The following is an 11,712-nucleotide window of genomic DNA, read 5'->3' as shown; positions in this document are numbered from 1 at the left end:
GATGGCCAGAAACACTACTCGGAGTCAATCAAAATTTTACGCGCGTAAATTTATCAGGCCGAGTCCCGCATTACCAACCGCCCTTCGAACAGGATTTCGGGTCGAGACGTGGCCTTGCCCCCACCCTCGACCAGGGCAAAAAGCGAATCGACACTGCGCTGGGATATGGAGTCGTAGTCCTGGGAGACGGTGGTCAGGGAAGGGCAGGTGTAGCGGGCGAAGGGATGGTCGTCGTGGCCCGCGATGCGCATGCTGCACCCCGCGCCGTGGCCGACCTTGATCCCGGCCTCGTAGGCTGCGGCCAGAAGGCCGATCGCCAGGCGGTCGTTGCTGCACAGGACATTGCTTGAGGGAAAGCCGCCGTCGCCCAGGATGCGCCGCCCCTCGCGAAAGCCGACCTCCTCGAAGTTCCATCCATCACCAGGCAGAGAGATCACCTGCGGCTCCTTGCCCAGCCGCTCCATCGCGCCGACATAGGCCATGCGGCGCTTGTTGGCGTTGGGGTTTACGGGGGGCATCTCCATGAAGCAGGGGGCCTCCCCCGTGCGGCACAGGTAATCAACGATCATCGGCACGGACTGGAAGTTGTCCGACCCGACGAACCCCGCCCCGATGCCTTCAAGGTTGCTGTCGAACAGCATGGTGGGCACATGCTTGGCAAATGCCGCAACCGCCTTGCGGTCCGAGCGGCGCCCGATCGGCGCCAGCAACACACCCGCCGGTTTCAGCGAGCGCAGGCTTTCCAGGATCTCGACCTCCATCGCCGGATCCCCGTGGGAGCTGTGGAGCATCGGGGTATAGCCCCGGGCGATGCAGGCATCCTCGATGTTGCGGGCGATCTCGGCGAAGAAAGGGTCTGCCAGGTAGGGCACGATGATGCCCACGTTCTTGGTCAGGCGCCGGTTCTGGTTCATCGCATAGACGTTGGGCCGGTAGTCGTAGCGGGCCAGCGCCTCCTCGATCCGGGCGCGGGTCGAGGGGCGGACGCTTTCGGGTTCGTTGAAGTATTTCGACACCGTCGGACGAGAAATGCCGCTGACGCGCGCAAACTCCTCCATGTTCTTGATCTTGTTACTCACGGCAATCATCCCCGGGGTTGCGGCGCCTGATGCCTATCTTTCCAGAAAAATTGCCGCGCGCAAAGATTATTCTGCGCCACCGCAATGCTTACCCCGCGCCACGACCCTGCGGGTCGTGACCTGAAGTTAGCCGATTGGAGGGGTGGGGTTAGCGCAGGCGGCGGAGGATCTCGTAGGAGACATAGCCGTCGGGGACCATGCCCTGGGCCGCCTGGAATCGCTTGATCGCGCGCAGGGTGTTGGGGCCGATGATGCCGTCGGCGCCCATGGTGTCATACCCCATCGCGGTCAGGCGCTGCTGCATCTCGCGCCGCTCGGCGAAGAGCAGACCCCGGTCGCCGCGCGGCCAGCCGGCACGCAGTTCTCCGCCGCCGCGAATGCGGTCCGACAGGTGGCCGACCCCGATGACATAGGCGTCGGCGGCGTTGTAGCGGGCAATGACGTGGAAGTTCTTGAAAATCACGAAGGCCGCGCCCCGGGCACCGGCCGGCAGCAGGATCGAGGCCGGGCCGTGGTCGGGGATGGCGCTGCCGTCGGCCTGGCGCACGCCCATGGCCGACCATTCGCCGACGCTTTTCTTGTTGCGCGATCCGGTCTGCGAATAATCGAAACCGCGCGGCAGGGCCACTTCCATCCCCCAGGGCTGCCCGTAGGTCCAGCCGAAGCGCTTGAGGTAGGCGGCGGTCGAGGCCAGCGCGTCGGCCGGGTTCTCGGACCAGATGTCCCGCTTGCCGTCGCCGGTGAAATCGACCGCGTAGGCCAGGTAGCTGGTGGGAATGAATTGGGTATGGCCCATGGCGCCGGCCCAGCTGCCGGTCATCTGGCGGGGGGCCACATCGCCGGCCTGGATGATCTTGAGCACTGCGATAAGCTGCTGCTCGAAGAACCGTCCGCGCCGACCGTCATAGGCCAGCGTCGACAGGGCATCGACCATGGGGATGTCGCCCCGGAAATCACCGTAGGAGGATTCCAGCCCCCAGATCGCGGCGACCACCTCGGCCTCGACCCGGTAGGTACGCTCGATCGCTTCCAGAAGGTTGCGTTGCCGGCGGACAGCGTCGCGCCCGTTGGCGACCCGCTTGTCCGACACGGCGCGGTCCAGATATTCCCAGATCTGCTTGGTGAACTCGGACTGGTTGCGATCCTTCTCGATCACGTCCTGGCGATAGCTGACACCGCTGAACGCGGCCTCGAAGGTGCGGTCCGAGATGCCCTCGGCCCGGGCGCGTCCGCGAAAGTCGCGGATCCAGGAGATGTAGCCCGCGGGGCGAGTGGCCGTCTGCACGATCATTTCCTTGACCGCCCGTGGCATCGGGCGGTGAGAAGCCTCGACCGCGCCCGCGTTGGCGGGGGTGGCCATGATGGGAAAAACCTGCACCAGAACCGCGAGGAGAGCAATCAGCGCCCGCATGGAAAACACCTGTATGTCACTGCTTTGTTTGCGCGCAGTATACCCGAAACCGCCCGACGCGGAAAGGAAACCGCGCGGGCGATAGGCGAGAGACCGCTGCTTTGCCGCGTGCCGCAGGGGCCGGGCGGATCGGAACCTGCGTCCGGCCCGTCCGGCCCCGGGCCTCAGTCGTTCTTCTTGCGCCGGGTGATCTTCTTGCCCAGCTTTTCCTTGCGGATCTTGTCGCGGTTCTTGCGCCTGCCGGTGGGTGGCCCCTTGCGCCCGCCGCGTCCCCGCCGCGCACCGCCGCCGCCGGCGGGCATGGCCGCGCCGTCGATGCTGAGCAGTTCCAGGATCAGGCCGCCTGTCACGGGGCTGGCCTCGGCCAGGCGCACGGTGACGGTCTGGCCCAGACCGATGGTGGTGCCGCTGTCGGCGCCCATCAGGGTCTGGCTGTCGGCGTCGAAATGGAAGAATTCGCGGCCCAGCGTGCTGACCGGGACCAGCCCGTCGGCGCCTGTCTCGGCCAGTTTCACGAATAGGCCGAACTTGGCCACGCCCGAGACGCGGCCCGTGAACTCGTTGCCCACACGCTCGGCCAGGAAGGCGGCGAGGTAGCGGTCGTTGGTGTCCCGCTCTGCCATCATCGATCGGCGCTCGGTCTCGGAGATATGTTCCCCGGTGGCGTCCAGCCGCTCGATCTGGGCCTCGTCCAGGCCATCCTTGCCCCAGCCGTGGGCCGTGATGAGCGCACGGTGCACCACCAGGTCCGAGTAGCGCCGGATCGGCGAGGTGAAATGCGCATAGTCCTTCAGGGCCAGGCCGAAATGGCCGAAATTCTCGGCCCCGTAATAGGCCTGGGTCATGGCGCGCAGGGTGGACATGTTGATCAGCTCGTCGAAATCCGTGCCCTCGGCTTGGGCCAGAAGCTGGTTTAGGTGGCGGGTCTGAAGGACCTGACCCTTGGCCAGCACCAGGCCGCTGGCCTGGGCGACCTCACGCAGGCTGTCCAGCTTTTCGGGGCTGGGTTCCTCGTGGACGCGGAACAATAGGGGCTGACGGCGCTTCTTGAGTTCCTCGGCGGCGGCCACGTTGGCCAACACCATGAATTCCTCGATCAGGCGGTGGGCGTCCAGCCGTTCGGAGAAGGCGACCGAGGTGACGTGACCCTCGTCGCTCAGCACGATCTTGCGCTCGGGCAGGTCAAGGTCCAGCGGCTGACGTCGGCGGCGCGCCGAGGCCAGCGCCTCGTAGGCCGCGTAGAGGGGGCGGATCACGTCATCAAGCAGCGGGCCGGTCTTGTCGTCGGGCGCGCCATCCATCGCGGCCTGAACCTGCTGGTAGGACAGCGAGGCGACCGAGCGCATCAGCCCACGCACGAAGCGGTGCGACAGCTTGTTTCCGTCGGCGTCCAGCACCATCCGCACCGCAACGCAGGCGCGCGGCACGCCCTCGTGCAGCGAACACAGGTCCCCCGACAGCCGGTCCGGCAGCATCGGCACGACCCGGTCGGGGAAATAGGTCGAGTTGCCCCTGTTCCAGGCCTCGCGGTCCAGGGCGGAACCGGGGCGCACGTAATGGGCCACGTCCGCGATGGCGACCCAGATCGCATGACCGCCGGGGTTGCCGGGATCGTCATCGGGCTGGGCCAGCACCGCGTCGTCGCGGTCGCGCGCATCCGAGGGGTCGATCGTCAGCAGCGGCAGGTCGCGCAGATCCTCGCGGCCCTTCAGACCGGCGGGCTTGGCGGCGTCGGCCTCGGCGATGGCGTCATCGGGAAATTCGTCGGGGATACCGTGCTGGTGGATGGCGATCAGCGAAACGGCCTTGGGCGCGCCGGGGTCGCCCAGCCGGTCGATGACGCGGGCGCGGGGCAGGCCCATGCGGGCGCGGGGGCCCGATTGCTCGGCCTCGACCAGCTCGCCGTCCTGGGCGCCGTGGGTAGCGCCCTCGGGCACCATCCATTCCTTGTCGTCCTTCTTGTCGATGGGGATGACGCGCCCGCCCTCGGCACTCTTGCGGAAGATGCCGAGGATCTTCTTGGGATTGGTGCCGATGCGGCGGATCAGCCGGCCGACGTAATGGTGATCCTCGCCCTTCACCTCCTGCATGCGCGCAAGGATGCGATCGCCGGCGCCGAGGGCCGGGTCCGCCTCTCTCAGGGCCAGCAGGATGCGCGGCTCGTCGCCCTCGCCCTGCCATTCCAGCGGGCGGGCGAACAGGTCGCCGTCCCGGTCCGGGCCGGTAACCTGAAGCACCGCCACCGGCGGCAGGCGGTCGGGGTCGCGATAGGTCTTGCGACGCTTCTCAAGATGGCCTTCGGCCTCCAGCTCCTTGAGCAGGCGCTTGAGGTCGATCCGGGCGGCGCCCTTGACGCCGAACGCCTTGGCGATGTCGCGCTTGGAGGTCAATGTCGGGTTCTGCGCGATCCAGTCGAGGATTTCCGCGCGGGAGGGAATGTTGCTCATGTCCGGGAGGTAGCACGCGGCCCCTGGCAGGTCATGCGAAAAGGCGAAATTCCGCCCGAGGGCGCGTGCCGGTCAGCGCCGGGCCCGATCCGACCTGGGAACAGCGGCCAGGTCCGCCGGTTCGTCCACGTCGTCCAACATGTCCACCAGCGCCACGCGCAGTCCGCGCATCCCGGCCAGCGTGTCGGCCCGGGCATGGGGCCCCGACCAGCGCACCCCGTCGAAAAGCCGGGGCGTCACGGCCTGCCGGCGCTTCAATCCCACGCCCCAGTAACCGCCATCCCGGGCCGGGCCGATCACGGCGTCGGCCGCCCCCAGCGCCGCAAAGGCCCGCGCGACCTGCGCGCGCCCCAGCGCCGGGATGTCGGAGCCGACCAGCAGCACCTTTCCCGCGGGCGCGATCCGCAGAAGGCGCCGCATGCGCTGGCCCAGGTCGCCCGGCCCCTGGGGCATGCGGGACAGGTGGGCGGGCCAGGCCCGGGCCGTCATCCCCTCGGCGTCGGGTGCCACGGCAAGGATCAGGTCCCAGCGCGGATCTTCCAGCCGCCGCAACAGCGCCGCGCATTGGTGCCGGTACCACCAGGCGGCACCGGTCGTTCCCAGTGCCGGGGCCAGCCGCGTCTTGACCCGTCCGGGTCGCGGCAGCTTGACCATGACGATCAGGCTATTGCGCAAAGTAATCCCGCAGGCAGCGCAGGTAGATGGCCTTCAGCGCCTCGATCTGGGCCACCTCGACGCATTCGTCGACCTGATGCATGGTCCGCCCGACAAGTCCGAACTCGACCACCGGACAGTGATCCTTGACGAACCGCGCGTCCGAGGTCCCGCCCGAGGTCGACAGGACGGGGCGGATCCCCGTCTCGGCCTCGACCGCGCCGGCCACCAGATCCGAAAGAGGCCCCGGCGGGGTGACGAAGCTTTCGCCCGAACAGCTGGCCTCCATCTCGATAGTGACGCCGGTGTCGGCGGCGATGGCGTCGCATTCTTCCTGCATCCAGGTCGTCAGGCTGTCGGCGCTGTGGGCGTCGTTGAAGCGGATGTTGACCGTGGCGCGCCCCTCGGCCGGGATGACGTTGTTGGCCGGGTTGCCCACGTCGATCGTGGTGATCGCCAGCGTCGAGGCGTCGAAATGATCGGTGCCTTGGTCCAGCTCGCGCCCCGCCAGACGATCCAGCAGCCGGACCAGCGCCGGCATCGGGTTCAGCGCCCGGTGCGGATAGGCCACGTGACCCTGCCGCCCCCGCGCCCGGAAGCGGGCGGTCAGCGATCCGCGTCGGCCGATCTTCATCATCTCGCCCAAGGTCTCGGGGCAAGTGGGTTCCCCGACCAGGCAGACGGACATCGCCTCACCCTTCTCCTGCATCCAGTCCAGCAGGGCGACGGTGCCGTCGGTGGCCACGCCCTCCTCGTCACCCGTAATGGCCAGAATCACGGCGCCATCGGGCGGGGTTGCGGTGACGAAATCGATCGCCGCCGCGGCAAAGGCGGCGACGCCCGACTTCATGTCGGTGGCACCCCGCCCGTAAAGGATGCCGTCGCGGATCTCGGCGCCGAAGGGGGGCATGGTCCAGGCCTCCGGATCGCCCAGCGGCACCACGTCGGTGTGGCCGTTGAACCCGAAGCTGCGCGGATGGCCGGCGGCGCCCCAGCGGGCATAGAGGTTGGCAATGCCGCCCCGGTCGACCCGGGTGCAGGCGAAACCGGCCCGCGAAAGGCGCTCCTCAAGCAGCGACAGCGCGCCCCCTTCCTCGGGCGTGATCGAGGGGCAGCGGACCAGCTCGGCGGTCAGGGCTACGGGATCGGTGGTCATGGCGGCTCCTTCGCGGGGGTGCGCCGACAGCGATAGCGCCTTCGGGCGAGGGGATCAAACCGGCAACTTTGGCGTCAAGGGCTGCAATCCTGCATCACCCGGGCGCTTGCGGGTCCGGACAAGGGCCTTCGAGGCGCGCGAAACTATCCGTAACGGTAAGGAGAGGTTAACGTTGACGCGAAGGTGAAGGTCGTCCCGGTGGGGATCGGGACAAGCGAACGGGTGCGAAAAGCGCCCGATGGGGGGCGAAGGACAACGATGGGCGCGCTGGTTTCCGTGTTCCTGGCGATGACGCTCAGGCTGGCGGTCCCGATCCTGCTGGTCGGGCCGTTGCTGCTGTTGCGTCCGCTGCGGATGCGGTTCCTCAGGGTAGTGGTGCTGGTCGGCGCCGCCCTGTGGCTCGTGATGGCCCTCAGCGGTCCGGCCCCTGCGCAACAGGGCGCCGGCGATCCTGTCACGACGCCGTCCGGGCCACGCCAGGAACTGATCGTCGCCACCGTCACCCGGCCCCCCTTCTCGATGGAGCTCAACCGGATGCAGACGGGCTTCAGCCTGGATCTGTGGCGGGCCATCGCCGCCGATCAGCGGATGCGCTACCGGGTCGTGCGAGTGGACGAGTTTGCCCAGATGTTGGGCATGGTCGAACGGGCCGAGGCCGACCTTGCGATCGCCAATATCTCGATCACCGCCGCGCGTGAGCAGGTGATGGATTTCAGCCACCCGATCTTTGCCAGCGGGTTGCAGATCATGATCGGCGTCAACGACACGTCCGTCTCGGTCTGGTCGGTGCTGATGTCCCGCGACCTGCTGCTGGCCGTGGTGGGCGCCTTCGCGCTGCTGTTCGGGGGCGGCATGCTGATGTGGTTCTTCGAGCGGCGCGCCCAGCCCTATTTCGACCACCCGCCGCGGCAGGCCATGTTCCCCGCCTTCTGGTGGGCGTTGAACCTGATCCTGAACGGCGGCTTCGAGGAGCGGATGCCGCGCACGCCGATGGGCCGGCTTTTTGGCACGTTCATGGTGATCTCGTCACTCTTCATCGTGTCGCTGTTCGTGGCCAAGATCACCGCCGTGCTGACGGTCAACGCGATCCAGTCGTCGGTCAGTTCGGTGAACGATCTATACGGGCGCAGCGTGGGGACGACCGTCGGCTCGACCTCCAGCGCCTATCTGGCCGGGCGGGGGTTGGAGCACCGGACCTACATCGACCTGGCCACGCTGCTGAAAGGGTTTGAAGAGCATGAGATCGACGCGGTGGTCTTCGACGCCCCGATACTGGCCCATTACGTCAACACCTCGGGGCGCGAACACGGAAAACTGGTGGGCGGTGTCTTCCTGTCAGAGAATTACGGCATCGCCCTGCCGCAGCATTCCCCGCTGATCGAACCGGTGAACCGCTCGCTGCTGCGGCTGCGCGAGAACGGGACCTATGACGACCTGACGCTCAAGTGGTTCGGCACCAACCGCCACCGCTAGGTCGCGTCGTCAGCGGGGCTGTGGCTTGGTGGTGCGCGGCCCGGCTCCGGGCTTGCGCCGGGATTTGGCGGGCTTGGCACCCGCGCCCTTGCCACCCGCGCCCTTGCCGGGCCCCTTTCCCGTGCGCCGGGGCTTTTCGCTGGCCTCGGGGGCAGAGGCCGCGACCAGCACGGTCTCTTCCCCGGCGCCGTCATCCTCGGGGTCCCGGCCCAGGGCGGCATCGGCCCCGGCCTCGTCGAAGAAGGGGGTGATCTGGGCCACCACGACCGAGTTCTCGGCCAGGGCCCGGTCCATCAGTTCACGCTCGTCCTCGCCGATCTCGTGGCCCTGCTCGATTCGTTCCTCGGCCGTGCCGTAGGCGGTCACGTCCAGCGGCGCCATCTCGGCCTGTTTCAGGATGGCGACAGTCTCGCGCACGGCTTCGGCCTCGTCCACGCCCGAGGCATAGCACATCAGCGCCGCGCCGGTGGCGCCCTCGGGCAGGCCGTCGCCGGGGGCGCGTCCCAGTTCGATCACCAGGGTAAAGACCTCTTGCGGCTGTTTGCCCATCCGTTCGCATCCCGCCTTCGCCGCCGGCGGCAGTGCCGGCGGACCGCTTATGTCGGCAAAGCCCCCGAAGGCCAAGCCCCCCTTAGGCGGGGGCCAGGCGGTGGGAAGCTTCAGCCCTCGGCGTCGATCTCGTCCAGGGTCCGGCGCGCGGTGCGGAAACTGTCGACCATGGCCGGCACGCCGGCGTAGATCCCGACCTGAAGCAGCACTTCCTTGATCTCGTCCCGGCTGACCCCGTTGTTGAGCGCGCCGCGCAGGTGGGCCGCCAGTTCATGCTGACGGTTCAGGGTGGCGATCATCGCGATGTTGATGAGCGAGCGGCTCTTGCGATCAAGGCCCTCGCGGCCCCAGACCTCTCCCCAGCAATAGGTGGTGACCATCTTCTGAAGATCGTCGGTGAAATCATCCACGTTTTCCATCGCGCGATCGACATAGGCGTCGCCCAGGGTCTCGCGGCGGATCTTCATGCCCTTGTCATAGGTGGCCTGGTCCATTCGTCTCTCCTTCGGTCCCGGTTTCGGGGAGAGCGTGCCAGAAGGGCGGCGGCGGCGCCACGGGCGGCGCACGAAAAAGGCCGGTGCCACGGGGGCACCGGCCTTTCATGTCATCTGCCGTGGGCTTGAGCCGCCCGCGCGATGCGCCCGTGTCAGGCCCGGCCGCGCACCAGCCGCGAGGCCCAGATCAGCAGCGAGGCGCCAATCACGCCGATCACCAGCTGACCGATCCAGCCGCCCCAGGCGACGTCGAACATCGCCAGGATCGCGTTCAGGATCACGGCACCCAGGATGCCCAGGATGATGTTCGTCAGCAACGAGTGATCGGACCGCATGATCTTTTCAGCGATCCAGCCGGCGATACCGCCGACGATGATAGCCGCAATCCAGCCAAGACCTTCCATATTCCGCGCCTTTCCATTCCAATGACCGCCATTGCGACGGTTTCGGGCTGGCAACGCGCGGCGGGGCCGCGGAGTTCCCTGAAGGGACCCCGCCGGTCCCTGAACCCGGATCAGTCGCGCAGCAGCTCGTTGATCGAGGTCTTGGAACGGGTCTTCTCGTCCACGCGCTTGACGATCACGGCGCAGTAAAGATGCACGCCGTTGCTGGAGGGCATGGAGCCCGCCACCACGACCGAGCCCGACGGAACCTCGCCATAGGTGACCTTGCCGGTCTCGCGGTCGAGGATCTTGGTGGACTGGCCAAGGAACACCCCCATGCCCAGCACCGAGCCTTCGCGGACGATCACGCCCTCGACCACCTCGGAGCGGGCACCGATGAAGCAGTTGTCTTCGATGATGGTGGGGCCGGCCTGCATCGGCTCCAGCACGCCGCCGATGCCGACGCCGCCCGACAGGTGCACGCCCTTGCCGATCTGGGCACAGCTTCCGACGGTGGCCCATGTGTCGACCATCGTGCCCTCGTCGACATAGGCGCCGAGGTTCACGAAGGACGGCATCAGCACCACGCCGGGCGCGATATAGGCCGAGCGGCGGACGACACAGTTGGGGACGGCGCGGAAGCCGGCCTTTTTCCAGTCGGCCTCGTTCCAGCCTTTGAACTTGCTGTCGACCTTGTCCCACCAGCCGCTGCCCTGCGGGCCGCCGGACTGCATCTCCATGTCGTTCAGCCGGAAGCCCAGCAGAACGGCCTTCTTGGCCCACTGATTGACGTGCCAGTCGCCGCTCTCGCGGCGTTCGGCGACCCGCAGGGTGCCGCTGTCCAGAGCATTCAGCGTCGTTTCGATCGCGTCGCGGGTCTCGCCCTTGGTTTGGGGCGTGATCTGGTCGCGGCCTTCCCAGGCGGCTTCGATGGCGGTTTCAAGCTGGGCGTTCGACATGGGGTCCCTCCGGAAAGTGTATGGCGCAGGTCAGCCCGAGCCTATAGATGCTGGTTGATACAGGCGCAATCCGAGGAGGCAAGAGGCATGGACGATCGCCGTCGTCAGGTGTTCCGCGATTCACACCAGGATGTAGAGACGATGAGGGAGACGCCGGACACGCCGCAGACGCGTGCGTCGGCCTATCGTCTTGCCTTCGTGGACGGGGATTTCCTGTGCCGGGACGAGCTGCGTCCCGTGCGCCTTCAGCTGGAACTGCTCAAGCCGCAGATGCTGCTGGAAGAGGCCGGGATCGAAAGCACGATCGTCCTTTTCGGCGGCGCCCGCATCCCCGCCCCGGCCGAGCGCGCGACCGCGCGCACCCAGACCCTGGCCGAGCTGTCGCATTTCTACGACGAGGCGCGCCGCTTCTCCCAGCTCATGACCGAACGGTCGATGGCCGCGGGCGGCGGCGAGAGCGTCATCGTCACTGGCGGCGGCCCGGGCGTGATGGAGGCCGGCAACCGTGGTGCGGCCGATGCCGGCGGCAAGTCCATCGGCCTGAATATCGTTCTGCCCCATGAACAGGCGCCGAACGAGTATGTCACCCCCGAGCTGTGCTTCAACTTCCACTATTTCGCGATCCGCAAGATGCATTTCCTGATGCGCGCGCGGGCGATCTGCTGTTTCCCCGGCGGCTTCGGCACCCTGGACGAGATGTTCGAGTCGCTGACCCTGATCCAGACGGGCCGCATGGCCCGCATCCCCTTCCTGCTGTTCGGCGAGAAGTTCTGGCGCAGCATCATCAACTGGGAAGCGCTGGCCGAGGCGGGCACGATCTCGGACCAAGATCTGGAGCTGTTCCGCTTTGTGGAAACCGCCGAGGAGGCGGTCGAGCTGATCGAGAACTGGCCCCTGCCCGAAACCCCGCGCGACCATGTGCCCGGTCGCCCCGACGCGGGCTGACGCCAGGCGTTCACCCGGCGGCGCATTCACCAGCGCGCCCTATGGCTTTGGCTGATTCCACCCTGACGGGAACCCTGCACGTCCCGGTTGGTTGACACATCAACCCGGGACGGTCCGGGGTGCCGGATGTGTTTCGTCACGGGATGGGTCCGAAATCATCGT

Annotated in this window: 10 protein-coding genes and 1 pseudogene; 2 read left to right on the top strand and 9 right to left on the bottom strand. The window is 67.4% G+C overall.

Annotation, left to right across the window (positions count from 1 at the left end; genetic code table 11):
- Window positions 1–53: 53 nt before the first annotated feature.
- The 5 genes from CLV77_RS12855 to dapE form a co-directional block, all read right to left on the bottom strand.
- Window positions 54–1,058, bottom strand: a complete 1,005-nt coding sequence (locus tag CLV77_RS12855; RefSeq protein WP_233128067.1) for a LacI family DNA-binding transcriptional regulator — start codon at window positions 1,056–1,058, stop codon at window positions 54–56.
- Window positions 1,059–1,227: 169 nt separating this feature from the next.
- Complete coding sequence (locus tag CLV77_RS12850; protein WP_076979945.1) at window positions 1,228–2,490, bottom strand: lytic murein transglycosylase; 1,263 nt, start codon at window positions 2,488–2,490, stop codon at window positions 1,228–1,230.
- A 164-nt stretch (window positions 2,491–2,654) separates the two neighbouring features.
- Complete coding sequence (gene rnr / locus CLV77_RS12845; protein ID WP_076979946.1) at window positions 2,655–4,937, bottom strand: ribonuclease R; 2,283 nt, start codon at window positions 4,935–4,937, stop codon at window positions 2,655–2,657.
- A 72-nt stretch (window positions 4,938–5,009) separates the two neighbouring features.
- On the bottom strand, window positions 5,010–5,612 hold the full coding sequence (locus CLV77_RS12840; RefSeq protein ID WP_076979947.1) for a TIGR04282 family arsenosugar biosynthesis glycosyltransferase: 603 nt from the start codon (window positions 5,610–5,612) through the stop codon (window positions 5,010–5,012).
- Entirely contained in the window at window positions 5,602–6,747 is a 1,146-nt protein-coding gene (dapE, locus tag CLV77_RS12835) for a succinyl-diaminopimelate desuccinylase (RefSeq protein WP_076979948.1), read from the bottom strand. Before dapE ends, CLV77_RS12840 begins: the two co-directional genes overlap by 11 nt.
- Window positions 6,748–7,005: 258 nt before the next feature.
- Between dapE and CLV77_RS12830 the strand changes: the two genes are divergently transcribed.
- Window positions 7,006–8,220, top strand: a complete 1,215-nt coding sequence (locus CLV77_RS12830) for a transporter substrate-binding domain-containing protein (protein WP_233128016.1) — start codon at window positions 7,006–7,008, stop codon at window positions 8,218–8,220.
- A gap of 231 nt (window positions 8,221–8,451) precedes the next feature.
- Here CLV77_RS12830 and CLV77_RS12825 read toward each other — a convergent pair.
- The 4 genes and pseudogenes from CLV77_RS12825 to dapD form a co-directional block, all read right to left on the bottom strand.
- A pseudogene (locus tag CLV77_RS12825) lies at window positions 8,452–8,769 on the bottom strand (hypothetical protein); the annotation flags it as partial.
- A 110-nt stretch (window positions 8,770–8,879) separates the two neighbouring features.
- A complete protein-coding gene (locus CLV77_RS12820; protein ID WP_076979949.1) occupies window positions 8,880–9,263 on the bottom strand; it encodes a carboxymuconolactone decarboxylase family protein in 384 nt (127 codons plus the stop codon).
- Between the two features lie 152 nt (window positions 9,264–9,415).
- Window positions 9,416–9,667, bottom strand: coding sequence for a GlsB/YeaQ/YmgE family stress response membrane protein (locus CLV77_RS12815; protein WP_076979950.1), 252 nt, complete (start codon window positions 9,665–9,667; stop codon window positions 9,416–9,418).
- A gap of 110 nt (window positions 9,668–9,777) precedes the next feature.
- Window positions 9,778–10,605: a 2,3,4,5-tetrahydropyridine-2,6-dicarboxylate N-succinyltransferase gene (gene dapD / locus CLV77_RS12810; protein ID WP_076979951.1), complete on the bottom strand. Its 828-nt coding sequence runs from the start codon at window positions 10,603–10,605 to the stop codon at window positions 9,778–9,780.
- 87 nt (window positions 10,606–10,692) lie between these two features.
- Between dapD and CLV77_RS12805 the strand changes: the two genes are divergently transcribed.
- Window positions 10,693–11,550: an LOG family protein gene (locus CLV77_RS12805; protein ID WP_076979952.1), complete on the top strand. Its 858-nt coding sequence runs from the start codon at window positions 10,693–10,695 to the stop codon at window positions 11,548–11,550.
- The last annotated feature ends 162 nt before the right edge of the window (window positions 11,551–11,712 follow it).

The sequence above is a fragment of the Brevirhabdus pacifica genome, assembly GCF_002797755.1.
In the GTDB taxonomy this organism is placed as follows: Bacteria; Pseudomonadota; Alphaproteobacteria; order Rhodobacterales; family Rhodobacteraceae; genus Brevirhabdus; species Brevirhabdus pacifica.
Note: the sequence above shows the minus strand (reverse complement) of the source record. Positions and strands in the feature narration are given on the sequence as shown.